General features: G+C 71.7%; 25 protein-coding genes. 14 read left to right on the top strand and 11 right to left on the bottom strand.

Translation table 11 applies throughout. The features are described from left to right. Positions 1 to 38: 38 nt before the first annotated feature. On the top strand, positions 39 to 1,214 hold the full coding sequence (locus ABZT02_RS02695; protein WP_356013465.1) for a cytochrome P450: 1,176 nt from the start codon (positions 39 to 41) through the stop codon (positions 1,212 to 1,214). Here the strand turns inward: ABZT02_RS02695 and ABZT02_RS02690 are convergent. Together ABZT02_RS02690 and ABZT02_RS02685 are read right to left on the bottom strand one after the other, a co-directional pair. After that, complete coding sequence (locus ABZT02_RS02690; protein WP_356013463.1) at positions 1,194 to 2,465, bottom strand: SWF or SNF family helicase; 1,272 nt, start codon at positions 2,463 to 2,465, stop codon at positions 1,194 to 1,196. The genes ABZT02_RS02695 and ABZT02_RS02690 overlap by 21 nt on opposite strands. Further along, positions 2,462 to 5,299 (bottom strand): DEAD/DEAH box helicase, encoded by a 2,838-nt coding sequence (locus ABZT02_RS02685; RefSeq protein ID WP_356013696.1) that lies wholly within the window; start codon positions 5,297 to 5,299, stop codon positions 2,462 to 2,464. The genes ABZT02_RS02690 and ABZT02_RS02685 overlap by 4 nt, the downstream gene beginning before the upstream one ends. A 232-nt stretch (positions 5,300 to 5,531) precedes the next feature. Here ABZT02_RS02685 and ABZT02_RS02680 point away from each other — a divergent pair, with 232 nt between their 5' ends. Both ABZT02_RS02680 and ABZT02_RS02675 read left to right on the top strand, forming a co-directional pair. Next, positions 5,532 to 6,590 (top strand): acyl-CoA desaturase, encoded by a 1,059-nt coding sequence (locus tag ABZT02_RS02680; RefSeq protein ID WP_356013461.1) that lies wholly within the window; start codon positions 5,532 to 5,534, stop codon positions 6,588 to 6,590. A 130-nt stretch (positions 6,591 to 6,720) separates the two neighbouring features. Further along, the gene (locus tag ABZT02_RS02675; protein WP_031051366.1) at positions 6,721 to 6,903 is read left to right on the top strand and encodes a hypothetical protein; all 183 of its coding nucleotides are present in this window, start codon (positions 6,721 to 6,723) and stop codon (positions 6,901 to 6,903) included. A gap of 52 nt (positions 6,904 to 6,955) precedes the next feature. On the opposite strand, the gene ABZT02_RS02670 is transcribed toward ABZT02_RS02675, so the two are convergent. Together ABZT02_RS02670 and ABZT02_RS02665 are read right to left on the bottom strand one after the other, a co-directional pair. Then, on the bottom strand, positions 6,956 to 7,933 hold the full coding sequence (locus tag ABZT02_RS02670; RefSeq protein ID WP_356013459.1) for a hypothetical protein: 978 nt from the start codon (positions 7,931 to 7,933) through the stop codon (positions 6,956 to 6,958). Positions 7,934 to 8,068: 135 nt separating this feature from the next. Then, on the bottom strand, positions 8,069 to 8,365 hold the full coding sequence (locus tag ABZT02_RS02665) for a hypothetical protein (protein WP_356013457.1): 297 nt from the start codon (positions 8,363 to 8,365) through the stop codon (positions 8,069 to 8,071). Here ABZT02_RS02665 and ABZT02_RS02660 point away from each other — a divergent pair. Together ABZT02_RS02660 and ABZT02_RS02655 are read left to right on the top strand one after the other, a co-directional pair. Next, positions 8,364 to 8,579 carry a hypothetical protein gene (locus ABZT02_RS02660; RefSeq protein ID WP_356013456.1) on the top strand — a complete coding sequence of 72 codons (216 nt, stop codon included), beginning with the start codon at positions 8,364 to 8,366 and terminating at the stop codon, positions 8,577 to 8,579. The two genes, ABZT02_RS02665 and ABZT02_RS02660, sit on opposite strands and share 2 nt — an antisense overlap. Positions 8,580 to 8,641: 62 nt before the next feature. After that, entirely contained in the window at positions 8,642 to 9,982 is a 1,341-nt protein-coding gene (locus ABZT02_RS02655; protein ID WP_356013454.1) for an FAD-dependent monooxygenase, read from the top strand. An 89-nt stretch (positions 9,983 to 10,071) separates the two neighbouring features. Here ABZT02_RS02655 and ABZT02_RS02650 read toward each other — a convergent pair whose 3' ends face one another. Further along, positions 10,072 to 10,605 carry a PadR family transcriptional regulator gene (locus ABZT02_RS02650; protein ID WP_356013452.1) on the bottom strand — a complete coding sequence of 178 codons (534 nt, stop codon included), beginning with the start codon at positions 10,603 to 10,605 and terminating at the stop codon, positions 10,072 to 10,074. Between the two features lie 109 nt (positions 10,606 to 10,714). On the opposite strand from ABZT02_RS02650, the gene ABZT02_RS02645 reads away from it, so the two are divergent. Further along, complete coding sequence (locus ABZT02_RS02645) at positions 10,715 to 11,470, top strand: alpha/beta hydrolase (RefSeq protein WP_356013450.1); 756 nt, start codon at positions 10,715 to 10,717, stop codon at positions 11,468 to 11,470. 6 nt (positions 11,471 to 11,476) lie between these two features. Here ABZT02_RS02645 and ABZT02_RS02640 read toward each other — a convergent pair whose 3' ends face one another. Next, positions 11,477 to 12,076 carry a class I SAM-dependent methyltransferase gene (locus tag ABZT02_RS02640; RefSeq protein WP_356013448.1) on the bottom strand — a complete coding sequence of 200 codons (600 nt, stop codon included), beginning with the start codon at positions 12,074 to 12,076 and terminating at the stop codon, positions 11,477 to 11,479. 152 nt (positions 12,077 to 12,228) lie between these two features. Between ABZT02_RS02640 and ABZT02_RS02635 the strand changes: the two genes are divergently transcribed. From ABZT02_RS02635 to ABZT02_RS02615, 5 genes are all read left to right on the top strand, one after another. After that, positions 12,229 to 13,002: an MHYT domain-containing protein gene (locus ABZT02_RS02635; RefSeq protein ID WP_356013446.1), complete on the top strand. Its 774-nt coding sequence runs from the start codon at positions 12,229 to 12,231 to the stop codon at positions 13,000 to 13,002. 63 nt (positions 13,003 to 13,065) lie between these two features. Continuing rightward, positions 13,066 to 15,591 carry a sensor histidine kinase gene (locus tag ABZT02_RS02630; RefSeq protein WP_356013444.1) on the top strand — a complete coding sequence of 842 codons (2,526 nt, stop codon included), beginning with the start codon at positions 13,066 to 13,068 and terminating at the stop codon, positions 15,589 to 15,591. A 26-nt stretch (positions 15,592 to 15,617) separates the two neighbouring features. Beyond that, entirely contained in the window at positions 15,618 to 16,061 is a 444-nt protein-coding gene (locus ABZT02_RS02625; RefSeq protein ID WP_356013695.1) for a roadblock/LC7 domain-containing protein, read from the top strand. Positions 16,062 to 16,083: 22 nt separating this feature from the next. Next, positions 16,084 to 16,497, top strand: a complete 414-nt coding sequence (locus ABZT02_RS02620; protein ID WP_356013442.1) for a DUF742 domain-containing protein — start codon at positions 16,084 to 16,086, stop codon at positions 16,495 to 16,497. A gap of 129 nt (positions 16,498 to 16,626) precedes the next feature. Next, entirely contained in the window at positions 16,627 to 17,232 is a 606-nt protein-coding gene (locus ABZT02_RS02615; RefSeq protein WP_355749842.1) for an ATP/GTP-binding protein, read from the top strand. Between the two features lie 28 nt (positions 17,233 to 17,260). Here the strand turns inward: ABZT02_RS02615 and ABZT02_RS02610 are convergent, their stop codons facing one another. Beyond that, entirely contained in the window at positions 17,261 to 17,689 is a 429-nt protein-coding gene (locus tag ABZT02_RS02610; RefSeq protein WP_356013440.1) for a PPOX class F420-dependent oxidoreductase, read from the bottom strand. A gap of 113 nt (positions 17,690 to 17,802) precedes the next feature. Here ABZT02_RS02610 and ABZT02_RS02605 point away from each other — a divergent pair, with 113 nt between their 5' ends. Further along, positions 17,803 to 18,216, top strand: coding sequence for a roadblock/LC7 domain-containing protein (locus ABZT02_RS02605; RefSeq protein ID WP_356013438.1), 414 nt, complete (start codon positions 17,803 to 17,805; stop codon positions 18,214 to 18,216). A gap of 126 nt (positions 18,217 to 18,342) precedes the next feature. Further along, positions 18,343 to 19,224 carry a DUF6397 family protein gene (locus tag ABZT02_RS02600; RefSeq protein ID WP_356013437.1) on the top strand — a complete coding sequence of 294 codons (882 nt, stop codon included), beginning with the start codon at positions 18,343 to 18,345 and terminating at the stop codon, positions 19,222 to 19,224. Between the two features lies 1 nt (position 19,225). Here the strand turns inward: ABZT02_RS02600 and ABZT02_RS02595 are convergent, their stop codons facing one another. After that, positions 19,226 to 20,092, bottom strand: a complete 867-nt coding sequence (locus ABZT02_RS02595) for an acyl-CoA thioesterase II (RefSeq protein WP_351992256.1) — start codon at positions 20,090 to 20,092, stop codon at positions 19,226 to 19,228. Positions 20,093 to 20,165: 73 nt separating this feature from the next. After that, a complete protein-coding gene (locus tag ABZT02_RS02590; RefSeq protein WP_356013434.1) occupies positions 20,166 to 22,679 on the bottom strand; it encodes a DUF3516 domain-containing protein in 2,514 nt (837 codons plus the stop codon). Positions 22,680 to 22,824: 145 nt separating this feature from the next. Between ABZT02_RS02590 and ABZT02_RS02585 the strand changes: the two genes are divergently transcribed. Continuing rightward, positions 22,825 to 23,619, top strand: coding sequence for a metal-dependent hydrolase (locus ABZT02_RS02585; RefSeq protein WP_356013433.1), 795 nt, complete (start codon positions 22,825 to 22,827; stop codon positions 23,617 to 23,619). A 23-nt stretch (positions 23,620 to 23,642) separates the two neighbouring features. Here the strand turns inward: ABZT02_RS02585 and ABZT02_RS02580 are convergent, their stop codons facing one another. Beyond that, positions 23,643 to 23,903, bottom strand: coding sequence for a type B 50S ribosomal protein L31 (locus tag ABZT02_RS02580; protein ID WP_020118411.1), 261 nt, complete (start codon positions 23,901 to 23,903; stop codon positions 23,643 to 23,645). A gap of 78 nt (positions 23,904 to 23,981) precedes the next feature. Further along, positions 23,982 to 24,452 carry a DUF5709 domain-containing protein gene (locus ABZT02_RS02575; protein ID WP_356013430.1) on the bottom strand — a complete coding sequence of 157 codons (471 nt, stop codon included), beginning with the start codon at positions 24,450 to 24,452 and terminating at the stop codon, positions 23,982 to 23,984. Positions 24,453 to 24,526 lie beyond the last annotated feature (74 nt).

The following is a 24,526-nucleotide window of genomic DNA, read 5'->3' as shown; positions in this document are numbered from 1 at the left end:
CGCCGTAAGCCTGATGACCGCGACCGAGAGGAAGCACCATGCCCGCACCCACGCTGGGGGAGCCGGTTCCGGACGGCCATGGACCGGCCTCGGACCCGTACCCGTTCTACGCCGCGCTGCGGGCCAAGGGCGCCGTGCATCGCGTCCTCGTCCCGGGAATCGGGGAGAGCTGGCTCGTCGTCGCCCACGACGCGGCGCGAGCGGCGCTGAACGACCCCCGTCTGCGCAACGACATCCGGCACTCCTCGTCCTGGCGGAGCGACGGCGGCCACGCGGTCGGCCGCAACATGCTCCAGACCGACCCTCCGCAGCACACCCGGCTGCGCCGGCTGGTGGCGGCCCGCTTCACGGCCGGGAGCGTCGCAGCGCTGCGCCCGCGGATCGAAGCCATCGCGCTCGAACTCCTGGACGCACTGCCGGAGCGGGGAACGGCCGATCTGGTCGCCGGATACGCCATGCCGCTGCCCGTCGCGGTGATCTGCGGCCTGCTCGGTGTGCCCGCGGCCGATCGCGCGGTGTTCTACACCTGGTCCGACGAACTGGTCAGGCCCACCTCGCCCGAGAGGGCGACCGCTGCTCGAGGCGCGCTGACCGAGTACCTCACCGACCTGATCTCCCGGGCACGCGTAGGACGGGCGTCAGGCCTGCTCGGGGACCTCGTGACAGCCGCCGACCTCACGTCCGAGGAGATTCTCGGCATGGCGTTCCTGATCCTCGTCGCGGGCCACGAGACGACCGTCGACCTGATTTCCGGAACCGTCCACGCGCTGTTGGCCCACCCTGACCAACTCGCCCTTGTCCGCGCCGAACCTGATCTGATGGGACCGGCGGTCGAGGAGTCCCTGCGCTACAACTCACCCGTCCACGCCACCGCGTTCCGCTTCGCGGCCGAGCCGCTCGACATCGACGGCACCCGGATCGAGGCGGGGGACTCCGTGCAGGTCTCGCTCGCCGCGGCCTCCCGCGATCCGCTGCGCTTTCCCGACCCCGACCGCTTCGACCTGCGCCGCACCACGCGCGCGCACCTGGGATTCGGCCACGGCCCGCACCACTGCCTGGGCGCCCCGCTGGCCCGGGCGGAGGCGACCGTCGCCCTGCGTCTGTTGCTGCGCCACCGGCCCGCTCTCGCCTTCGCCACCGACCCGGACAGCTTGACCTGGCGCAGCAGCACCCTCCTTCGGGGTCTGACCGGGCTACCGCTGAGGTTCGGCTGAGGCGAGCTCCGCCGAAGCCAGAGCCGTTGCCGGATCCAGGGCCGCGGGACCCGCGAGTATCCAGCGTTCCCGCTCCTTCCGGTACGGCCACCACCGCCCGTCCCGCCCCAGGCGCACCTGGGTCGGCGCCCCGACGACCGTCCACCGGTTGCCGGTTGACGTGAGCGACGGCCGTTCATCCTCCTCCTCCCAGGCCGAGTCGAGAGCCGCACACGCGCGTGCGAGTGGGCTCCCCGAGGGCTCCCATTCCTCCTCCAGCACGGACAGCGCGTCCGCACCACCGAGCTCCCACGCGCGCGTGGCCTGCGCCAGCGACTCCGGATCGCGCCCCGATCCGGTGCCGAGCCGTTCCACCAGTGTCTGGTCGGGAGCAGCGACGGCAAGACGTACGGCGTCCTGAGAAGCCGTCAACTCAAAGGCGTGGGCGGGGCGTTCGGACGGCTGCCTGAGAGCCTGTGCGAGCAGTCGATGAGCCTCTGCGGCGGTCCGGGCGGCCAGGTGGCGGACGGCGACCGGGTCGACTCCCGGTCCTGGTGGTGCCTCGGTGTCCAGCGACGGCGGCAGGCCGGGAGCCTCGGGCAGCTCCGCGGGCGCGGGAAGGGGCGGCAGGATGTCGCCGGCCGCATAGGCCTCGGCGGCATCCACGCCCTCCGGTTCCAGCGTCTCCTCCGCGGGCGCGGCACTGCGCGCCCGGAGGTCGTCCAGGAGGGCGTCCTCGCCGCGACCACGCATCAGCAGCAGTACGAAGGGGTCCTGGTCCAGCAGCCGGGCCATCTGATAGCAGAGGGCCGCCGTGTGCCCGCAGTGGTCCCAGGCGCCGCAGTCGCACTCCGGTTCCAGATCGCCCATCCCCGGCAGGAGTTCGATGCCTTCGGACGCCGCGTCCTCGACCAGATGCGGCGGCATCTCGCGGTCCAGCAGCGCCGCGACGTGCCCGGCCCGTTCGACGGCCAGGTCGAGGAGGCGGTTCCACTGCTCGGCCGGCAGTTCACCCAGCAGGACGTCGGCGCGGTGCGCGGTGCGGTCACGGTCCAGGACGACGGCCGTGATGCGCCCGGGACGTACCGACACCGCGCCCACCGCGCCCGCGCGCGCGAGCCTGCGGCCCGTCTTCACCTGCCCCGAGTCCAGCGCGGCGTCCTCCAGTGCCCGCAGCCAGGCCTGGCCCCACCACGTCTGCGCGAAACCCCGCCCGTGCGCGGGCGGCAGCGCCGCGAACGTGCGCTCCGTGTCACCCTCGTGTCCGGTCATCGTGCGCCCCCTCGAAGTTCCACCAGATCGGCCAGCTCCGTGTCCGTCAGCTCGGTCAGTGCCGCCTCGCCAAGGCCGAGCACCGCGTCGGCCAACTCCCGTTTGCAGCGCAGCATGTCGGCGATGCGGTCCTCGACCGTCCCCTCGGCGATCAGCCGGTGCACCTGCACGGGGCGCGTCTGGCCGATGCGGTACGCGCGGTCGGTGGCCTGCGCCTCGACGGCCGGGTTCCACCAGCGGTCGTAGTGCACGACGTGCTCGGCCCGGGTGAGGTTCAGGCCGGTGCCCGCCGCCTTCAACGACAGCAGGAACACGGGCACCTCACCCTCCTGGAACCGCCGCACCATCGCCTCACGCCGGGCGACCGGCGTCCCTCCGTGCAGGAACTGCGACGGCAGGCCACGCGCCGCCAGATGCCGCTCGATCAGACGGGCCATGCGCACGTACTGCGTGAACACCAGGACGCTCGCCCCTTCGGCGACGATGGTGTCGAGCAGCTCGTCCAGCAGGTCCAGCTTTCCGGAACGGCCGGCGATCCTCGGCTGCTCCTCCTTGAGGAACTGCGCCGGGTGGTTGCAGATCTGCTTCAGCCCGGTCAGCAGCTTCACGATCAGCCCGCGCCGCGCCATGCTGTCCGCCCCGGAGATCTCCGCCAGCGTCTCGCGCACCACCGCCTCGTACAGCCCGGTCTGTTCCGGGGTGAGCGACACGGCACGGTCGGTCTCGGTCTTCGGCGGCAGCTCCGGGGCGATACCCGGATCCGACTTGCGGCGCCGCAGCAGGAAGGGGCGCACCAGCCGGGCGAGTCGCTCCGCGGCGGCCGGGTCCTGACCGCTCTCGACGGCCCGCGCGTACCGGGTGCGGAAGGTGCCGAGCCGGCCCAGCAGACCCGGAGTCGTCCAGTCGAGGATCGCCCACAGCTCCGACAGGTTGTTCTCCACCGGGGTTCCGGTGAGCGCCACGCGTGCGCGCGACCCGATCGAGCGCAGCTCCCGGGCGGTCGCCGAGTACGGGTTCTTCACATGCTGCGCCTCGTCCGCCACGACCATCCCCCACGCGGCTTCGGCGAGCCGGGGCGCGTCCAGGCGCATCGTGCCGTACGTGGTGAGCACGAACTCCCCGTCGGCCAGGCCGTCGAGCTCGCGCCGCGGACCGTGGAAGCGGCGCACGGGAGTGCCCGGTGCGAACCTCTCGATCTCGCGCTGCCAGTTGCCCATCAGGGAGGTCGGGCACACCACGAGAGTGGGGCCGGCGGTCGCCGGGTCGGTCTGCCGGTGCAGATGCAGCGCGATCAGGGTGATCGTCTTGCCGAGTCCCATGTCGTCGGCCAGACAGCAGCCGAGGCCCGAGGACGTCATACGGGCCAGCCAGTTCAGGCCCCGGCGCTGGTAGTCCCGCAGCGTCGCGGTGAGCGCGGCCGGTTGCGGGACCGGCTCCTGGCCCTCCGGGTCCGCCAGCCGGTCCCGCAGGGCCACCAACCACCCGGTGGGCTGCACGTCGACCCGGTGGCCGTCGACCTCGGCGGAGCCCGTCAGAGCGGCGCTCAGGGCGTCGACGGGCGTCACCTTGTGGTCCTGCCGGGCACGGGCCCGGCGCACCTCCTGCGGGTCGACCAGCACCCACTGGTCACGCAGCCTCACCACAGGCCGGTTGGCCTCGGCGAGCCGGTCCAGCTCCTCGCGCGTGAGCTGCTGGTCGCCCAGCGAGAACCGCCAGTCGAACGCGAGCAGGGCGTCGGCGGACAGGAACGACGGAGTGTCCGACGGCACCCGGTCGTGGTCGTCCGGCGGACCGACCATCGCGCGCGTGGTGAGCCTTCTGGCCATGTCCTTCGGCCAGTGCACCTCGACCCCGAGGTCGGAGAGGGCTCGCGCACCCGCTCCGAGCAGATCGGTGATCTCCTCGTCGGCCAGTTCGACCGTGTCCGGGACGGCAGCCGAGAGCAGCGGCGCGAGCGGGGGCCACGCGCGTGCTGCCCTGCGGAGCGCGAGCAGGCCGTCCATCCGCGCGTGCGGGCCGAAGGCGGTGGCGCCGCCCCACACGTCGGCGGCGTCGGCCACGATCGTCGGATCGCTCACGCTGTGCATCTGGAGAACGGCCCGGAAGGCGGGCGCCTCACCAGCGGCCAGGCCGCGCACTTCGATCCGCAACGACACCCGTACGCCCGCGTCGTGGCCCGCGGCGACGTCCGCCGCCCACGCGCGCTGCTCGGGCACGTACTGCGGTTCCCGGGCGGCGTAAGCGGGTCCGCCCGTCAACAGGGGTGCCGCGGGGGAGCGGGGCAGGGCGTCGGCGACCGCGTCCAGGAAGGCGCGCAGCAGCTGTTCGGGATCGGGCAGTCGGAGCGGCTCGTCGGTGCTCAGCGGTGCGGCGTGCGCCTCGGGCGGCATCGCCGCGGCGAGCCGGCGGACCCGCTCGACGTCCGCGGCGCCCAGGGGACCGACCCGCCAGGCGTCGTGGTCGGTGGGGGACAGGCCGGGCAACAACAGCCCGCGTGCCACGCACTGCAGGGCCAGCACGGCCGCGGTGCCCCAGAAGACGGTCGCCCGGTGCCCGTGCGTGGAGGTACGCGCACGCGTGAGGACGGGCAGTGCGGCACGGACCGGGAGCAGCACCCCGGGCAGGCTCACCAGCTCCACACCGCCGTCGCCGGGAATCACGAGCGCCAGGTCCTCGACCGTCCCGGCCGCGACAGGGGGTGGAGGAGCGCCGTCGGGCCGCCAGAAGGCGACACGGCCCGTTCGGGCCGGGTCGCCGGGCACGAACACGGCGCAGCATGAGGACAGTTCGGAGATCTCGGACGGTGATGCCGCAGGGAACTTCTGGACAGAGATCGGGGCACTCCTCAAACTTGACTACGTCGTCGGGGTGGTCGAGGGTACAGCACCTCGTGGGCCTGCGGGGCAGTGGTCTGGGTCACGTCGGCGTGGGGGTGTCGCCAACCCCCCTGTGCGCCCGGTGCTGACCCCAGTACACAAACGGGGGGCTACCGCATGGTCGCGGCAGGTCACTGGTTCGTACGTTTCCTCAGGTCAGCACGCTTCCTGAGAGAGCCGGAGTCCGGAGATGCCCCAGAGTGCCGCAACCGTCGCACCCCGCCCGCGCGGTACGTCCGGCTCCCCGCCCGGCACAAGCGAGTTCGCGCCCCTCCTGCGCGCGGTGCGGGCCCAGGGCCTCCTGGACCGCCGGCACGGCTGGTACGCCCGGGCCGTCGCCGCCAACGCGCTCGCCCTCGCCGGTCTCGTCACGGCCGTCGCCCTGTCCGGAGACTCGTGGCGGACCCTGCTGCTGGCGCCGATCCTCGCCATGTTCTGCGCCCGCACCGCCTTCATCGGACACGACGCCGGCCACGCGCAGATCACCGGCGACAAGACGACCGGCCGCCTCATCGGTCTCATCCATGGCAACCTGCTGCTCGGGATGAGCTACTCCTGGTGGAACCACAAACACAACCGCCACCACGCCAACCCCAATCACATCGACAAGGACCCCGACGTCGCCGCCGACGTCCTCGTCTTCACCGGCGAACAGGCCCAGGGACGCACCGGTTTCAAGCGCTGGCTCACCCGCCACCAGGCCTGGCTGTTCTTTCCGCTGACCCTCCTCGAAGGCATCGCCCTGAAGATCCAGGGCTTCCGGGACCTGCGCCGACAGGCGCCGGCGGAGCGTGCCGTGGAGGGCACTCTGCTGGTGAGCCACCTCGCTGCCTATGCCACGCTGCTGCTGACCACCATGTCCCCCGGAAAGGCGCTCGCCTTCGCGGTCATCCACCAGGCGCTGTTCGGCCTGCATCTCGGTATGGCCTTCGCCCCCAACCACAAGGGCATGGAGATGCCGGACCCGGACGGCGAGTCCTGGGGCCACCTGCGGCGCCAGGTGCTCACCTCCCGCAACATCCGCGGCGGCGTCGTCACCGACTGGTTCCTCGGCGGCCTCAACTACCAGATCGAGCACCACCTCTTCCCCAGCATGCCCCGGCCGCATCTGCGCCTCGCGCAGCCACTGGTGCGCGCCCACTGCCGGGATCTGGGTATCCCCTACACGGAGACCGGACTCGTCGACTCCTACCGACAGGCCCTGCGCCACATGCACGAGGTGGGCGAGTCGCTGCGGGCGGACCGTTAGGAGGCGCGCATCCGGGGCGTCTCAGGGCCAGGTCTCAGGGATGTCTCAGGGTCGCCATGCGGAACTGCAGGAAGCGCGGACCCGTTTTTCTGGGCAGAGAGCGGCAACCGCCGCGAAGGAGGCGACGCACATGTCGAAGAACGCGAAGATCGCCGCGGGGGGAGTGGCGGTCGGCCTGCTCCTGCTGATCTGGCTGCCCTGGTGGGCCGCATTCCTGATCATCCTGGGAGTTCCGGCCGCCGCGTACCTCACACTGGATCCCTCACAGCGGCGCAGGCTGCGCCGCGTCACCCGCAAGGAACTCGGCCGCTGACGCACCCGCACCGGCCGGGAGCCCACAGCCCCGGACGGTGCGGCGCGGCGGCTCAACTGGGACGTACGGCCACTTTGTCGAGCGCTTCCAGCAGCCCCGGCAGCTCCGGGCCTCGCCCCACGGGCAGGACCTCCCCGGGCACGTCGTCGAGCAGCACGAACGCGATGTCGTCGGTCCTGGCCACCAGTGACCAGCCGGGACCGTCGGCGCGCAGCGTCCGCGCGTCACCCGACGCGAAGGACGACCGGACACGCCCGAGGGGCGGCGGCGAATCCACGTAGGCGCGGGCCTCCGCGAGGACGCGCCGGACGCCGCTGTGGCCCTTGGGGGCTTCCTTCTGGCCGGTGGCGTCACCACCGGAGGCTGCGCGTACCGCGGTGCCGCCCCCTGCCCCCTCGTCGCGCATGTCGGCGCCCGTGTCCTTTGAGGCGTCGCCGTCAGCGGTCCCGCCGTCCGTGCTCCCGCCGTGCATGGTCTCGCCGTCCGGGGCTTTGTCGCCCCCCGCGGATCCGCCGTTCGGGCTCCGGAAGGCCGCGTCGTCGATCTGGTCCCGCCACATCGCCCACTGGAGCGCGATCTCGTCGGCGCCCAGACGCCGCTGGGCGGAGCCCCACGTCGACGTGTCAGGCGGCGTCAGCGGCGGGCCGTCGCCGGCCTCGGGATCGGGGTCGTGCGGCGCCGGCACACCGGGCGCGGCGACGGCGATCGCCAGCGGCCAGCCGGGCAGGGCGGCCACGACCGTGCGCTCGTCGGGCGACAGGTCGTACTCCATGCCGCAGTCCCAGGACGCGATGGCGACGGCGACCAGCGAGACGTCGTCGACGACGACGGTCCACCGGGCGCCGCTGCCGTCCTGGCCGATCACCAGGCCGTACCCGTCGGCAAGTGGTGCCAGACCGAGCGCCGCGCAGGCTTCCGGATAGTCGTCGCCCAGCACGCTCGGGAACTTCGCCGGCGTCAGCAGTACCGCCGTCAGCACATAGAGCGCGTCGTCCGCGGCGGCGACGGCGTCCTCGTCCGTCCCGGCCATCCAAGCCTCCCCATCGGTTCGTCCAACGGCGGGCACCCTAGTGTGCGCGGAAGGCGCTTGTCACGACTCCCAAGAACACCCGGACCTGCAGTTTTCCGGCTGGACGGGGGCGAATCGACCACATCTTGCCGCCGCTCAGGCCGCCGGCAGCCCGAGGAGCGCACGTGCCACCGTACGCGGAGACTCGTCGCGCTCCCGCGCGAGGGCGATCACGGCCCGGCACGCGAGCTCGTTGACCCCGAACGACAACGCCTCCGGCGAGACCCAGGCCGAGGCCTCGTCGATCCGGTCCTGGTCGTCCTCCGCGCAGGCCGAGACGTACGCGGCGGCGGCCTCGAACAGATTGTGCGTGCGGGCCTCGTGGCCGGTCGGCGCCTCGGTGCGCAACGAGTTGACGAATCTGGCGCTGGACCTGCGGACCCTGTCCCACATGCCGACCACCTTCCTCCTGCGTGACGTGATCCTGCCGAACGTTCATTTTCTGCTACTCAACGTAAAGGTGGAACTCTGCCCGCAGAAGGGGCGGACGGCCCGGGGCGGGGTGTTCTCCTGTCGCCCAGAAGGGCCGGAAAACGGTCAACCAGCTGTGCGGGACGGGATACTTGTGATTTCTCGCGAGATGGCGACCAAGGGGGTGGTCCGGTGAACTCTGCCGGAGAGACGGGCCGTTGGGGAGAAGGCGGCAGGGGCGGACGGCATGCTGTCGTCGTGGGCGGGAGCCTCGCGGGGCTTCTCGCGGCGCACGTCCTGGCCGGGCACGCCGACCGGGTGACCGTCGTCGAGCGCGACCGGTTCCCGGAGGGCGCGAAGCCACGACCCGGCGTGCCGCAGGGCCGTCACCCGCACGTTCTGCTCCAGGGCGGACAGGCGGCCCTGGAGTCGCTGCTGCCGGGGTTCCTGGCGGAACTGCGCGAGGCGGGGGCGCCTCGGGTGGGCATGCCGGCCGACATGGTGCTGTGGCAGAGCGGCCGCTGGTTCCGGCGGGTGTCGGCGACGACGCACATCTACACCGGCTCCCGCGCGCAGCTCGAGGAACTGGTGCGGCGGCGGGTCCTCGCAAACCCGGTGATCGGCGTGCTGGAGGGGACCGACGTGGTCGGGTTCCTCGGCGACTCCACGCGCGTGCGGGGCGTGCTGGTGCGGGACCGCTCCGGCGACGACCGCGCGAAGTCCCGCTCCCTGGAGGCCGATCTGGTCGTCGACGCCTCCGGCAGCGGCACGAAGGCCCCGCAGTGGCTCGCGGAGATCGGTGCCCAGAGTCCGCACGAGGAGACCATCGACACCGGACTCGCCTACGCATCCCGCGTGTATCGCGGTACGAACGGCGCCCTCGACGGCGCGACCCGCGGTTACTACGCCTATCCCGACCCCGAGCAGGTGCACGCCGGCGGTGCGCTGCCCCTGGAGGACGGCAGCCATCTGGTGATCGTCTCGGGCCTGCGCGGCGACGAACCGCCCACGGGCGACAACGAGTTCGTGACGTACGCCAAGAGGTTGCCGCATCCGCTGCTGCACCGGTGGCTGGACGACGCCGAACCGCTCTCCCCGGCGTTCGGCTACCGGCGGACCGCGAACATCCGCCGCCGCTACGACCTCTCCGGCCATCCGGCAGGACTCCTCGCCACCGGTGACGCCCTGTGCACCTTCAACCCGATCTACGGGCAGGGCATGGCCGTTGCCGCGATGAGCGCGGTCGCCCTGCGGGACACGCTGGCCGACCGGCGCCGGACGCCCACGACACGGCGTGTGCAGCAGGCGCTCCTCGCGGCGTCCCGGCTCGCCTGGGACATCTCCGCCGGGGCGGACCGCAGGATGCCCGGCGCGGTCGGCACCGCGATCGACGCTGGGCCCGCGGACCAGGTCGCGGGGTGGTACCTGAGCCGCGTCCAGGAGCGGGCCCCCGGCGACCCCGTCGTCGGGCAGGCCTTCCGTGCCGTCCTGACGCTCTCCGCACCCGTCACCGCGCTGTTCGCTCCGCCCGTGGCGAGGGCCGTCCTCTTCGGCCCACCCGCGCCGACGCCCGCCGAGCCGCCCGCGACGCCGGAGTAGCCCGGGTCCGGGGCCGCGGTGATCAACCCACTCGGACCATTCACTCGGACCGTTCACTCGGATCATGAATCTCGGCACCGGGCCTGCGTCTACGAAGAGCCCCCGTCGAGTGACGTGATCGTCTCCCGCAGCCAGGTGAGTTCCGCCCGGGACGTGGCGCGGGCGATGGTCAGCACACCGCGCCGGAAGGGATCGTCCAACTCCTCGGCGCTGAGCGGGCGGTCGCCCTCGTAGAAGAAGCTCGCGGGCTCCTCGAGGAACGCGAGCCGCCGCCGCAGTACGGCCGCCTGGGCGCCGGCGTCGTCCAGGTGCCGGAGGAAGGCGAGGACCGTGAACCACCGGTTCTCGTCGGTGATGTCGCGCGCCGCCGGTTCCGCGAGCCGGCGGCGCAGGTCCTGGCGGCCTTCGTCGGTGAGCGTCAGGACGTGGCGAGGTGCGGCCACGGCACCGGGTTCCGGCGCACGCGCCAGCAGCCCCGCCTTCTCCAGCCGCTTGATGGCCGGATACAAGGTGCTCTCGGCGACGGGGCGCACGTGACCCGCCAGCGCCGTGATGCGTTTGCGCAGCTCATAGCCGTGCAGCGGGGTGTCGTAGAGGAATCCGAGGATGGCGAGCTCCAGCATGCTCGCATTGTGCCGCATGGGCGCTGTACATCTCTGCTGCCCTACCTCGTCTACGCAATACATCGGCGACGATGTATTGTGCTGGAGAACTCACCGAGGGAGGGCACACATGAGGCACGCCGAGTTCGACGGCAGGGGAAGCCGCATCCGCTGGACCGAGACGCCCGGCGAGGAGCCGGCACGCGTGTATGTGCACGGCCTGGGAGCGGTCTCGACCGTCTATCACGCGCACATCGCGGCCCGGCCCGAACTCGCGGGCCGCCGCAGCCTGTTCGTGGATCTGCCGGGACACGGCATCAGTGACCGTCCGGAGCACTTCGGATACACCCTGGAGGACCACGCGGACGCGCTTGCGGCCGCTCTGGACGCCGCGCCGCTGACGGGCGCCGAGCTGATCGCGCACAGCATGGGCGGGTCGGTCGCGCTTGTGCTCGCCCATCGGCGGCCCGAGCTCGTCTCCCGGCTGGTCCTCACCGAGGCCAACCTGGACGCCTCGCCCCCGGACACGGCGGGCAGCACCTGGATCGACGCCTACGAGGAGAACGACTTCGTGGCAGGCGCCTACGCGCGCGTGCTCGAGAAGGTCGGCCCGTTGTGGGCGGCGACCATGCGGCTGGCCGATCCGCGCGCCCTGCACCGCAGCGCGGCCGGGCTCAGGCGCGGATCGGCGCCCATGATGCGCGCGATCCTCGAAGGCCTGCCGATCGACCGCGTGTATCTCCAGGGCGAGCTCAGCGGTGAACTGGAGGGGCGAAAGGAGCTGGAGGCGGCGGGTGTGCGCGTGGTGACCGTCCCCGGCGCCGGGCACAACGTCATGTTCGACAACCCGGACGCCTTCGCTGCGGTGGTCGCCGGGATCGGGTGAGCGCGTTCAGTCCTCGCGGACGGCCAGGGCCAGGAAGCGGGTGTCCTCGTCGGCGTACGACGTCATGCGCCAGCCCGAACCGGCCAGCAGGGGGCGGAGGTTGGGCTCCGCGCGCAGGTCCTCCGGGGTGATCTGACGCCCCTGGCGCGCGGCGAGCGCCGCCCTGCCGATCGGATGGAACAGGGCCAGGAGGCCACCGGGCCGTACCACCCGGGCCAACTCGCGCACATTCTCGGCCGGCCGGGGAAGATGGGAGATCAGGCCCGCTCCGAAGACCGCGTCGAGCGACCGGGAGCGGAGCGGCAGCGCGGCCACGTCGGCGAGCAGCAGCCGCCCGTCCCGGTCCCTGCCGGCCCGTACGGCTTCGTGCAGCATGGCCGGGGTCAGATCGGCTCCGAGGACCACTCCGGAGGGTCCCACGGCCGCACGCAGGGGCGGCAGCGCCCGCCCGGTGCCGCAGCCCGCGTCGAGCACGCGGTCGCCCTCGCGCAGCCCGAGCTCCGCGACTGCGGCGGCGTAGGCCGGGCCGTCGTCCGGGAACCGGCTGTCCCAGTCGGCGGCACGGGCCGAGAAGAACTCCTGGACATGTGTGTGGTCGTCGCTCATGTTCCGCATGATCCCTCACCGACACGGATGAAGCCCCGGCGCACACGTTCGAGCGTGACGCGATCGTTCAGACACATCTCTGCGTCATATTGCAACACCTTTCGAAATGCGCCCTCTTTGTGCGCCCCTGCCCCGACTAGCGTCCCTTGGCCATGGGACACCTGGACCACGCAGCCCTGGGCTGGCTGACGCCCACACTTTCGTACGTCATGGCCTGTATCGGCGCCGCGCTCGGCCTGCGCTGCACCATGCGCGCGCTCGGAGCCACCGGACGTTCGCGCCGCAACTGGCTCATCACGGCCGCCTCGGCCATCGGGACCGGCATCTGGACCATGCACTTCGTGGCCATGCTCGGCTTCAGCGTCAGCGGCACCGACATCCGCTACGACGTACCGCTGACCATCGCGAGCCTCCTGGTGGCGATGCTCGTCGTCTCCGCCGGCGTCTTCGCGGTCGGCTACAGCCGTGACCGGGGCCGCGCGCTCCTCCTGGGCGGACTCACCACCGGCCTGGGCGTGGCGAGCATGCACTACCTGGGCATGGCCGCCGTCCGGCTGCACGGCGGCGTCCACTACGACCCGGTGCTCGTCGGACTCTCCGTCCTCATCGCCGTCGTCGCGGCGACAGCGGCCCTGTGGGCGGCGCTCAACATCAAGTCGCCCGTCGCCGTCACCCTCGCCTCCCTCATCATGGGCGCCGCGGTCAGCAGCATGCACTACACCGGGATGTTCGCGGTGAGCGTGCGGGTCTCGCCCTCCGACGACATCCTGCCCGGGGCGACCGCGATGCAGTTCATCTTCCCGCTCGCCGTCGGACTCGGCTCCTACCTGTTCCTGACCTCGGCCTTCGTCGCGCTGTCGCCCACGACAGGCGAGCGCGAGGCATCCGCCTCGGCGCAGCGCACGGTCGAGAGCGTCACCTCCTAGCGGCGGACCCGGGCCCGGACGGCCCGACGACACGCCCCCGACCCACTCCCGAGCGAGGAGGCCATGCGTACACCGCGTAGGACCCCCACAGCCGGCGCCGAGACGCCGCACCAGACACCCGCGCGCGGGCGTCGCGCACATGCCGGACCACCGGCCGACGAAAGCCCGGACGGCCCCGTGGGCCCCCCGGACGAGGACATACCCGCGCGCGCGGGACACTGGCGCATACGCCCCCGCACGGTCCGCGCCAAGATCGTCTGCCTGCTCATGGTGCCCGTGGTCTCACTGCTCGCACTATGGGCGTACGCCACCGTCAGCACCGCCCAGGACGTGTCCCGGCTGCGGCAGTTGCAGCGCGTGGACGACGCCGTCCGCTCTCCCGTCGCCGCCGCCGTGACCGCGCTCCAGGCGGAACGCGCCGCCGCCGTCCGGTATGCGACCGACCCGTCCGCCGCGCAGAGCGACGACCTCCGCAGGCTCGCCCAGCGCACCGACCAGGCCGTGGCACGACTGCGGCTCGGCGACGACAACACCGTCGCCGACAGCGAGGAACTGCCCGCCGGTGTCGCCCAGCGGCTCGAAGCCTTCGTGACCGGCGCCGAACAACTGCGCACCGTACGCGCCGCCGTGCTGGACCGCAGCGCCGGCTGGGACGAGACATACGGCCGCTACACCAGGACCATCGACGGCGCCTTCGCGGTGGGCGGTGCCCTCACCGGCATCCAGGACGCCGAACTCGGCTCCGACGCGCGCGTGCTGCTCGAGTTCTCCCGCGCGGGGGAGTCGCTGGCCCAGGAGGACGTCGTGCTGTCCAGCGCGCGGCTGGCGGGCGCCTTGGCCGGAGAGCGGCTGCGGCTGTTCACCGGGGCTGTCGACACCCGCCGCGCCCTCACCGAGGGCGCCGTGGCCGACCTGCGCGGCTCGGACCGCGCCGCCTGGCAGAAGGTCGCCGGGAGTCGCGCCTACGCCGCCGTGACCGCCGCCGAGGACCGGACACTCGCCGCGGCTCCCGGCGTCCGCGCCGTCGAGTCGACACCGGAGGCCACCTGGCGGGCGGCACACACGCGCGTGCAGGACGGCATGCGGACCGTCGAGAAGGCGGCGGGCAGCGGTGTCGCCCACCGCGCCGACCCGTTCACCCGGGGTCTGCTCACCCCCGCCGGGGCAGCGGTCCTGCTCGGCCTGCTCGCCGTCGCCGGTTCGCTCGTCATCTCCGTGCGCATCGGACGCGGCCTCGTCGTCGAGCTCGTGAGCCTGCGCAACAGCGCCCTGGAGATCGCCCGGCGCAAACTCCCCGACGCCATGGAGCGGCTGCGCGCGGGCGACGAGATCGACATCCGGTCCGAGGCCCCGCCCGGACCGCCCGCGGAGGACGAGGCCGGCCAGGTCGCCGAGGCCCTGACCACCGTTCACCGCGCCGCGCTGCGGGCCGCGGTGGAGCGCGCCGAACTCGCCAGCGGCATCTCCGGGGTCTTCGTCAACCTCGCCCGCCGCAGCCAGATCCTCGTGCACCGCCAGCTGAGCCTGCTCGACAGCATGGAACGCCGCTCCGACGACCCGAACGAACTGAGCGACCTCTTCCGGCTCGACCACCTCACGACCCGTATGCGCCGCCACGCGGAGAGCCTGATCATCCTCTCCGGAGCGGCCCCCGGCCGCGCCTGGCGGATGCCGGTCTCGCTGACCAACGTGGTCCGCGCCGCCGTCTCCGAGGTCGAGGACTACGCGCGCGTGGAGGTGCGTCAGCTGCCCGACGCGTCCGTCGTCGGCGCGGCGGTCGCCGACCTCACCCACCTGCTGGCCGAGATCATCGAGAACGCCGCCCAGTTCTCACCGCCCCACACGCGTGTGCGCGTCACCGGCGAACCCGTCGGCAACGGTTATGCCGTCGAGGTCGAGGACCGTGGTCTGGGCATGGGCAAGGAGACGCTCGCGGAGGCCAACCGCCGCATCGAGCAGTCCGAGGCACTCGACCTGTTCGACAGCGACCGGCTGGGCCTGTTCGTGGTCAGCAGGCTCGCGGCCCGGCACGGCATCAAGGTGCACCTGCGCACCTCGCCCTACGGCGGCACCACCGCGGTCGTCCTGCTGCCCACGGCGCTGCTGCACATCAAGGCGGCGGAACGTTCTCCCGCCAAGGCCGCGGACCGGGAACGGCTCACGGAACGCGAGTACGCGCGCGTGACCTCCGCCGAACCCGACCAGGAGTCCGTCCACGCCCCGGCCGAGCGGCCCGCCCTGGTGGCTCCCCTGACAGCCGCGGCCGGCCGGGGAACGTCCGACACACCGCCCTCCGGAGTCACCGCCCTTCGTCTGCACCGGCCGCCCGACGAGCCGGAGGAGTCCGACGACCTGCCCCGCCGGGTACGGCAGGCGCACCTCGCTCCCCAGCTGCGCGAGCAGCGCTCCGAGGAACCGTCCCCGGCAGCCGCCCGCCGGGACGACGACGGCCGTACACCCGAAGTCGTCCGGGACCGGATGGCGGCCTACCGAGACGGCTGGGCGCGCGGCGGGGGCAGGGAGCCCGGCCGCGGTGCCACCCCAGATTCCCCAGCGGGCAGAGACCGCAGCGAAGGAGACCGAGGATGATCCAGGACCCGAACATGAGGGCCGACATGGGGGTTCCCCCGGTCGACCGCAGCCGGGAGTGGGGCAGGTCCGGCGAACTCGACTGGCTGCTGGACGACCTGGTGCTGCGGGTGAGCGAGGTATGGCATGCCGTGGTGCTCTCCAACGACGGCCTCGCCGTGGGCGCCTCGACGGATCTGCGCCGTGAGGACGCGGAACACCTCGCCGCGGTCTCCTCCGGTTTCCACAGTCTGGCCAAGGGCGCGGGCCGGCACTTCGGTGCCGGGGGAGTGCGCCAGACCATGGTCGAGATGGACGACGGCTTCCTGTTCGTGGCCGCCGCGGGAGACGGCTCCTGTCTCGCCGTCCTCACCGCGGTGACCGCGGACATAGGCCTGGTCGCCTACGAGATGGCACGGCTGGTCAAGCGGGTCGGCGAGCACCTCTACACGCCACCGCGCGTAGGCGCGCGGCCGCCCGCCGCCGGATGAGAGGGAAGGGCGGTCGGCTCAGATGACCGAGGACATGGCGGGCATCCCGTACGAACAGGGCAGCCAGTGGTACGACGGCGAGGCCGGGCCCCTCGTCCGCCCCTACGCGATGACGGGCGGACGCACTCAACCCGGCCCCACCGGGGTGCGCTTCGATCTGATCGCCCTCGTCACCCTCGACGTCGGCGCCCCCGGGGCCGGCGACGACACGGCCCTCGGGCCGGAACACCGGGCCCTGATCGACCTGTGCCGCACGGAGACGCAGTCGGTGGCGGAACTCTCCGCGGGCGCCGACCTGCCCGTGGGCGTGGTCAGGGTGCTCCTGGGGGACCTCCTGGAACTCGGCTGTGTCACCGTCAGCCGCCCGGTGCCGCCCGCGCAGCTGCCCGACGAACGGATTCTGCGCGAGGTGATCGAAGGGCTCCGGGCGCTGTAGATGAACGTTCAGAACCGGGCAATAAGTGGTCCAACCCCTCGAAGGGGAGCTCCAGTTGTCATGATGCTGCCTTCGCGACCCCGTACCGACGTCGCCGCCCGTTGCCGGCCCTCCCGAGAGAAGTGATCGATGGTCTCTGAGAACTCCGACGCCCAGGGCGGCGAGCCGACCGCCCTCGCGCTGAAGATACTGGTCGCCGGCGGGTTCGGCGTGGGCAAGACCACCCTGGTGGGCGCGGTCAGCGAGATCAGGCCGCTGCGCACGGAGGAACTGCTGAGCGAGGCAGGCCAGTTGGTGGACGACACCGACGGTGTGGACCAGAAGGTCACCACCACGGTCGCCATGGACTTCGGGCGGATCACCATCCGCTCCGGCCTGTCCCTCTACCTCTTCGGCACCCCGGGCCAGGACCGCTTCTGGTTCCTGTGGGACGAGCTGTCGCAGGGGGCCCTGGGTGCCGTCGTCCTCGCGGACACCCGGCGCCTGGAGGACTGCTTCCCGGCCGTGGACTACTTCGAGCACCGGCACATCCCGTTCGTGGTGGCAGTCAACTGCTTCGCCGGTGCCCGGACCTACGGCGCCCACGACGTCTCGCGCGCCCTCGACCTCGACCAGGGCACACCTGTGGTGCTGTGCGACGCACGGGACCGCGACTCGGGCAAGGAGGTGCTGATCCGGCTGGTCGAGTACGCCGGGCGGATGCACACCGCCCGGCTGCTCGACTCGGTGGGCTGACCGCGGACGCGGCCGGCTCACCGGCGTGTCACTCCGAGACGGCCTTCTCCGCCAGCACCTTGTCGATCCTCACCCGGACCAGGAGTTCCCCCGGAACGCCGTTGCGGGCGCCGAACTCCTCGGCCCGTTCCTCACCCATGTACCGCGCCCCGATCCGCCCGGCCCAGTGCCGGACCTCGTCCAGATCCTCCGATATCCGGGCCCGGCCCTGCAGCACCACATAGTCGAAGGGCGGCCGGTCGTCGTCCACGCAGAGGGCGACCCGCCCGTCCCGCGCCAGGTTGCGCCCCTTCACGGTCGCCTTCCCGGTGTTGAACACCAGGTCGTCACCGTCGAGCACGAACCAGATCGGTGCCACATGCGGACTCCCGTCGGCCCGGACGGTCGACAACTTGCCGGTGCGGGTGCCGTGCGAGACGAACTCCCGCCATTCCTCATCGGTCATCTTCTGTGCCATGTCCCCATTCTCCTTGCCCTGTTGACGGTCGTGGGGAAGGGTTGACGGTCGTGAGGAAGGCCTGCCGGGAGATTTCCGGGCAGGAGGAGACGTCACACGGGGAGACGGGACACATGCCGCAGAAGCAGGGGCTCGGCTGGCTGCTGGACGATCTGACCGAGCGCGTCGACCATGTGCGGCACGCGCTGGTGCTGTCCAACGACGGGTTGGTGACGGGCGCAAGCACGGGACTGCGCCGTGAGGACGCGGACCATCTCGCCGCCGTCTCGTCCGGGCTGCACAGCCTGGCCAAGGGGTCGGGGCGCCACTTCGGCGCGGGCAAGGTACGGCAGACGATGATCGAGTTCGACGACGCGGTGCTGTTCGTCACCGCGGCCGGGACCGGCAGCTGTCTGTGCGTGCTCAGCGGCTCCGACGCCGACATCGGCCGGATCGCCTACGAGATGACGCTGCTCGTCAACCGGGTCGGCGAGCACCTCGACGTGGACGCCCGCCGACCCGAACGCAGCCCGGCGACAGACCTCTGACCTGCGCGTTCTTCGACCCCCGTGGAGTTGTCCACAGGCTCGTCACGCATCTCGCCGAACCGGCTACGGTTTCTGTCACGGCGAGCGCACACAGCGTGAGCGACGACTCCACGGGGGAGAGCCAGCATGGCGAGCAGCACCATCACCCAACTCCAGCGGAATGCCTGCACACCCAGCCGCGCGGCGCGGGAACTGGGCCTCAGGCGAAGCGAGTTCGACCTCGCCGTACACCTCGGCCAGATCCGGACGGTGCCCGACGAAGGGGGCGGGGGCCGACGCGTCACGCGTTCCGAGGTCGACCGGCTGCGGGCCACGGCCGGTTTCCCCGACTCGCTGCGTCAACGCGTACGGCTCGTGGGCACCACCGAGGGGGCGGAGGTCATGGACATCCCCGTCGGCAGGTTCACCCGCCTGGCGCGCCTCGGCCTGTTCTCGCCGGTTCGTTTCTATCTGAACCGGTACCGTGCCGTCGTGTGGCTGTATCTGGCCGACGACCTCGAGGAGTTCACGACAGTCGAGGAGAACACCCCGCTGCTGACCGCACGGCGCATGCCCGAGGGGTTGCGCGACATGCTGGACGAGGGCGTGGACCTGCGCGCCCGCAACTGGCGCGGACGGCACCGCGGATTCCTCCTGCGCCTCGCCGAAGACCCCTGGGAGAGCGCCGGAGCCCTCGCCGCCTTCCTCGACCCCGCCCAGATCGCGGAGCTCGTCCCGGACCCCTATGAGCGGTCCCATCTGGGCCGCTTCCGGCCGGGACCACCCGCGCACGGGGCGCAGGGCTCGCCCGCCGCGCACCTGATCGAGAAGATCATGAAGGCGGACGACCCGGCCGAGATCGCATGGCTGAGGACCGAACTGGCCCGCGCCCTGGAGGACGCGCGGCGGCTGCGACCCGCGCCCCGCCCCGCGGTCCGGCAGGCACCCTCCGCCCTGCCACCGCGTGAGCCGGCGCCCCAGGAACCGTCCCGCGGACTGCTGGGCTGGCTGCGCCGCAGAAGCGCCTGACCTACAGCGGCCGGAACAGCCCCTCCTGGACGACGGACACCAGCAGACGTCCCTCCAGGTCGTAGATCCGGCCACGGGCCAAACCGCGTCCACCCGTCGCGATCGGCGACTCCTGGTCGTACAGGAACCACTCGTCCGTGCGGAACGGCCGGTGGAACCACATGGCGTGATCCAGCGACGCGATGTCGAAGCTCCGCGGCCCCCACAGGGGCTGGACCGGGAGGCGGACGGCGTCCAGGAGCGTCATGTCGCTCGCATAGGTCAGCGCGCAGGTGTGCACGACCGGGTCGTCCCCGAGCGGCCCGACCGCGCGCATCCACACCGCGCTCCGCGGCTCGGCGTCCTTGACCTCCTCGGCGCTCCAGCGCAGCCGGTCCACATACCGGATGTCGAAGGGCTGGCGGCGCGCCATCCGCTCCAACTGCTCCGGCAGTTCGCCCAGATGCTCCCGGATCTCGTCGCCGACGTTCGGCAGGGACTCCGGGCCCGGGACCTTGCGGGCGGGAGGCAGCTGGTGCTCGAAGGGACCTTCCTCAGGCTTGTGAAAGGAGGCGGTGAGATTGAAGATCGTGCGGCCCTGCTGCACGGCGGTGACCCGGCGCGTCGTGAACGACCGTCCGTCCCGCACCCGCTCGACCTGGTACACGATCGGTACGCCGGGCCGGCCCGGACGCAGGAAGTACGCGTGCAGCGAGTGCACCGGGCGTTCGCCGTCCGTGGTGCGGGCGGCGGCGACCAGCGCCTGGCCCGCGACCTGGCCGCCGAAGACCCGCTGGAGGGACTCGTGCGGGCTTCGGCCACGGAAGATGTTGACCTCGATCTGCTCCAGGTCGAGCAGGTCGACGAGCCTCTCGGCCGGGTTGGTCATGGGTGGGACTCTCCTTGGCTCACAACTGGCCTGGGGCTCACAGGCGGCCTACGGCTCACCACTCGTCTGTGGCTCACAGCTGGCCGACATCGGTGACCCGGACGACCGCGCGGCCCTCGGCGTCGGACGCGGCGAGGTCGATCTCCGCGCTGATGCCCCAGTCGTGGTCGCCGTTCGGGTCGGCGAAGGTCTGCCGGACGCGCCACAGCCGGTGCTGCGGCTCCTCCTCGATGCGCAGCAGCTTGGGACCGCGGGCGTCGGGGCCGGTGCCGAGGTCGTCGTACTCGTCCCAGTACTTGTCCATCGCCTCGCCCCACGCGTCCGCGTCCCAGCCGGTCTCGCCGTCCATCTCGCCGAGCTCCTCGACCTGGTCCAGGGCCGCGAGTTCGACGCGGCGGAACAGGGCGTTGCGGACCAGGACCCGGAAGGCGCGCGCGTTGGCGGTGACGGGCTTGACCTCGTCAGCCTTCTCCTGGGCCTCCTCGGCGGTCATCACCTCCGGGTTGGCGAGCTGCTCCCACTCGTCCAGGAGGCTGGAGTCGACCTGGCGGACCGTCTCGCCGAGCCACTCGATCAGGTCCTGCAGATCCTCGGACTTGAGGTCGTCCGGGATGTTGTGGTCGAGCGCCTTGTAGGCACTCGCGAGGTAGCGCAGGACAATGCCCTCGGTGCGTGCCAGCTCGTAGAAGGACACCAACTCCGTGAAGGACATGGCCCGTTCGTACATGTCACGGATGACGGACTTCGGGGAGAGCGGATGGTCGCCGACCCAGGGGTGGCTCTTGCGGTAGGTGTCGTACGCGTGGAAGAGCAGCTCCTCCAGGGGCTTCGGGTACGTGATGTCCTGGAGACGCTCCATGCGCTCCTCGTACTCGACGCCGTCCGCCTTCATCGCGGCCACGGCCTCGCCCTTCGCCTTGTTCAGCTGGGCCACCAGGATCTGCCGGGGGTCGTCCAGAGTGGACTCCACGACGGACACCATGTCCAGGGCGTAGGACGGCGACTCGGGGTCGAGCAGCTCGAACGCGGCGAGCGCGAACGTGGACAGCGGCTGGTTGAGCGCGAAGTCCTGCTGGAGGTCCACGGTGAGGCGGACGATGCGGCCGCTGGCGTCGGGCTCGTCGAGCTTCTCGACGATGCCGCCGTCCAGCAGCGAGCGGTAGATGGCGATCGCCCGCCGGATGTGCCTCAGCTGCTGCTTGCGCGGCTCGTGGTTGTCCTCCAGGAGATGCCGCATCGCCGCGAAGGCGTTTCCGGGGCGGGCGATCACCGACAGCAGCATCGTGTGGGTGACCCGGAAGCGGGACGTCAGCGGCTCCGGCTCGGAAGTGATGAGCTTCTCGAAGGTGTTCTCCGTCCAGCCGACGAATCCCTCGGGCGCCTTCTTGCGTACGACCTTGCGGCGCTTCTTCGGGTCGTCGCCCGCCTTGGCGAGCGCCTTCTCGTTCTCGATGACGTGCTCGGGAGCCTGGGCGACGACGAAGCCCGCCGTGTCGTAGCCGGCCCGGCCCGCGCGGCCGGCGATCTGGTGGAACTCACGGGCGCGCAGGGTGCGCACACGGTTGCCGTCGTACTTGGTCAGCGCCGTGAACAGCACCGTGCGAATGGGCACGTTGACACCGACGCCGAGGGTGTCCGTGCCGCAGATGACCTTCAGCAGACCGGCCTGCGCGAGCTTCTCCACCAGCCGCCGGTACTTGGGCAGCATGCCGGCGTGATGGACGCCGATGCCGTGCCGGACGTACCGGGAGAGGTTGCGGCCGAACTTGGTGGTGAAGCGGAAGTTGCCGATCAGGTCGGCGATCTGGTCCTTCTCCTCGCGCGTGCACATGTTGATGCTCATCAGCGCCTGTGCCCGCTCCACGGCCTGCGCCTGCGTGAAGTGCACGATGTACACCGGCGCCTGCTTGGTCTCCAGGAGTTCCGTCAGGGTCTCGGTGAGCGGGGTGAACTTGTACTCGTAGGAGAGGGGGACGGGACGGGTCGCCGAGCGGACCACCGACGTGGGCCGGCCGGTGCGCCGGGTCAGGTCCTTCTCGAACATCGCGACATCGCCGAGCGTGGCCGACATCAGGACGAACTGCGCCTGGGGCAGCTCCAGGATCGGGATCTGCCAGGCCCAGCCGCGGTCCGCCTCGGCGTAGAAGTGGAACTCGTCCATGACGACCTGGCCGACGTCCGCGTTCTTGCCGTCGCGCAGCGCGATCGACGCCAGCACCTCGGCGGTGCAGCAGATGACGGGAGCGTCGGCGTTGACGGAGGCGTCGCCGGTCAGCATGCCGACGTTCTCCGTGCCGAACATCTTGCACAGCTCGAAGAACTTCTCCGAGACGAGCGCCTTGATGGGCGCGGTGTAGAAGGTGACCTCGTCACGGGCGAGGGCGGCGAAATGCGCACCCGCCGCGATCATGCTCTTGCCGGAGCCGGTGGGCGTCGACACGATCACGTTCGCGCCGGAGACCACCTCGATCAGCGCCTCCTCCTGATGGGGGTAGAGCGTCAGACCCCGCTCCTCGGCCCACGACTCGAAGGCTTCGTAGAGGGCGTCGGGGTCGGCGGTCGGCGGCAGCTGATCGATGAGGGTCACCCACCCATCTTGCCTGCCCGGACGTCCGATGGGGGAATCGGATGCGGGTCCGAAGATCACGACCAGTACGCTGTGTCGCCGACGGGGCGTCAGCGCAGCCGGTCAACTGGACAGCGGCACACGAGGAATGGGGCGGACAACGCCGATGATGGGACCAGCACACTCACTCTCGGGCGCCGCGGCCTGGCTGGGCGTAGGAGCGGCGGCCGCCGCCACGGGGCACACCATGCCGTGGCCCGTACTGCTGGCCGGAGCGCTGATCTGCGCGGGAGCGGCGCTCGCTCCGGACCTCGACCACAAGGCGGCCACCATCTCGCGGTCCTTCGGGCCGGTCTCGCGGGCCCTGTGCGAGATCGTCGACAAGCTCTCGTACGCCGTCTACAAGGCCACCAGGAAGCAGGGCGACCCGCGCCGCTCCGGCGGCCACCGCACACTCACCCACACCTGGCTGTGGGCGGTGCTGATCGGCGCGGGCTGCTCGGTGGCGGCGATCACGGGTGGCCGCTGGGCGGTGCTGGCGATCCTGTTCGTCCACCTGGTGCTGGCCATCGAGGGCCTGCTGTGGCGGGCGACCCGGGGCTCCAGCGCCGACGTCCTGGTCTGGCTGCTGGCCGCGACCAGCGCCTGGATCGTCGCGGGGGTCCTGGACAAGCCGGGCAACGGTTCGCACTGGCTGTTCCCGCAGCCGGGCCAGGAGTACCTGTGGCTGGGGCTGCCGGTCGTGCTGGGCGCGCTCGTGCACGACATCGGGGACGCGCTGACGGTCTCCGGTTGCCCGATCCTGTGGCCCATCCCGGTGGGCCGCAAGCGCTGGTACCCGATCGGCCCGCCGAAGATCATGCGCTTCCGGGCGGGCAGCTGGGTCGAGCTGAAGGTGCTGATGCCGGCGTTCATGCTGCTCGGCGGGGTGGGCTGCGCGGCGGCGCTCAACTTCATCTGAGGCCGGGGCGCCGACGTCCGCCGTCAGCTGCCCTGACCGGTCCCACCTCCGTAGCGCCGCTCGAAGGCGGCCACGCGTCCCTCCGAGTCCACCGTCCGCGCCTTGCCGGTGTAGAAGGGGTGGCTCTCGGAGGAGATCTCCACGTCCACCACGGGGTAGGTCTCGCCGTCGTCCCACTCGATGGTCTGGTCGCTGGTGGCGGTGGACCGGGTCAGGAAGGCGTAGCCGGCGGAGCGGTCGCGGAAGACGACCTCGTGGTAGTCGGGGTGCTTGTCCTGCTGCATGGATGCTCCTCCAGAGGCGCGGAATACGGCACGGGTACTGCGGTGGGCGGTGTGGAGACGGCCGGGCGGCCGCAACGGTCAGCCGGACAGGGACTCCTCGTCGACGATGTGCATCGCGGCCTCCTCCGCGGACGCCGCGGCACCGTCGATGCCCACGTCCGTGGCGACCAGCGCGCTCTCCTCGTCCTCGTGAGCCCCTTCGTCGGGGGCCACGAGACGGCCGGAACGCATCGCGCCGACCTCGTTGTCCAGGAGCTCGCCGTCGGTGCCGTCGCAGTCACCGATGCCGTCACCGTCGACCGGCGCGAGGTCGGGCGTCTCCTCGGCGAGTCGTTGGTCCAGCGTCTCGCCCTGCCGGCGCTCCGCGGCCGTCACACCGCTGTGCTCCACCGCCCACGGTCTCTCCGGCGGGGACCAACCGCGGTCGAGGGGGTCGCCGACTCCGTCCTCGTCCAGGGTGTCCTCCGCGTCGAGCAGACCCGCGTCGTCCTGGATCTCGGATCCGTCGGGCTGGTAGACGTCGTCTCCCCATCCGTCGGAGCTGTCCACGGGTACCTCCAGGTGAAGGGGACGGACCCGGTCCGTCCGCGGCCCGGGGCGGACCACGGACTCACGGGGCACTC

The organism is Streptomyces sp. NPDC005402, assembly GCF_040606575.1.
Lineage (GTDB): Bacteria > Actinomycetota > Actinomycetes > Streptomycetales > Streptomycetaceae > Streptomyces.
This window is presented reverse-complemented; position numbering and strand designations above follow the sequence as displayed.

Coding starts and splice junctions, on each gene's coding strand:
- ABZT02_RS02585 (WP_356013433.1), top strand. CDS start 22,825: ATGATGGGACCAGCACACTCACTCTCGGGCGCCGCGGCCTGGCTGGGC.
- ABZT02_RS02625 (WP_356013695.1), top strand. CDS start 15,618: ATGGGGGTTCCCCCGGTCGACCGCAGCCGGGAGTGGGGCAGGTCCGGC.
- ABZT02_RS02605 (WP_356013438.1), top strand. CDS start 17,803: ATGCCGCAGAAGCAGGGGCTCGGCTGGCTGCTGGACGATCTGACCGAG.
- ABZT02_RS02670 (WP_356013459.1), bottom strand. CDS start 7,933: ATGGCCGGGACGGACGAGGACGCCGTCGCCGCCGCGGACGACGCGCTC.
- ABZT02_RS02580 (WP_020118411.1), bottom strand. CDS start 23,903: ATGCAGCAGGACAAGCACCCCGACTACCACGAGGTCGTCTTCCGCGAC.
- ABZT02_RS02615 (WP_355749842.1), top strand. CDS start 16,627: ATGGTCTCTGAGAACTCCGACGCCCAGGGCGGCGAGCCGACCGCCCTC.
- ABZT02_RS02695 (WP_356013465.1), top strand. CDS start 39: ATGCCCGCACCCACGCTGGGGGAGCCGGTTCCGGACGGCCATGGACCG.
- ABZT02_RS02645 (WP_356013450.1), top strand. CDS start 10,715: ATGAGGCACGCCGAGTTCGACGGCAGGGGAAGCCGCATCCGCTGGACC.
- ABZT02_RS02635 (WP_356013446.1), top strand. CDS start 12,229: ATGGGACACCTGGACCACGCAGCCCTGGGCTGGCTGACGCCCACACTT.
- ABZT02_RS02600 (WP_356013437.1), top strand. CDS start 18,343: ATGGCGAGCAGCACCATCACCCAACTCCAGCGGAATGCCTGCACACCC.
- ABZT02_RS02595 (WP_351992256.1), bottom strand. CDS start 20,092: ATGACCAACCCGGCCGAGAGGCTCGTCGACCTGCTCGACCTGGAGCAG.
- ABZT02_RS02610 (WP_356013440.1), bottom strand. CDS start 17,689: ATGGCACAGAAGATGACCGATGAGGAATGGCGGGAGTTCGTCTCGCAC.
- ABZT02_RS02640 (WP_356013448.1), bottom strand. CDS start 12,076: ATGAGCGACGACCACACACATGTCCAGGAGTTCTTCTCGGCCCGTGCC.
- ABZT02_RS02660 (WP_356013456.1), top strand. CDS start 8,364: ATGCCGACCACCTTCCTCCTGCGTGACGTGATCCTGCCGAACGTTCAT.
- ABZT02_RS02690 (WP_356013463.1), bottom strand. CDS start 2,465: ATGACCGGACACGAGGGTGACACGGAGCGCACGTTCGCGGCGCTGCCG.
- ABZT02_RS02630 (WP_356013444.1), top strand. CDS start 13,066: ATGCGTACACCGCGTAGGACCCCCACAGCCGGCGCCGAGACGCCGCAC.
- ABZT02_RS02680 (WP_356013461.1), top strand. CDS start 5,532: ATGCCCCAGAGTGCCGCAACCGTCGCACCCCGCCCGCGCGGTACGTCC.
- ABZT02_RS02675 (WP_031051366.1), top strand. CDS start 6,721: ATGTCGAAGAACGCGAAGATCGCCGCGGGGGGAGTGGCGGTCGGCCTG.
- ABZT02_RS02620 (WP_356013442.1), top strand. CDS start 16,084: ATGACCGAGGACATGGCGGGCATCCCGTACGAACAGGGCAGCCAGTGG.
- ABZT02_RS02665 (WP_356013457.1), bottom strand. CDS start 8,365: ATGTGGGACAGGGTCCGCAGGTCCAGCGCCAGATTCGTCAACTCGTTG.
- ABZT02_RS02650 (WP_356013452.1), bottom strand. CDS start 10,605: ATGCTGGAGCTCGCCATCCTCGGATTCCTCTACGACACCCCGCTGCAC.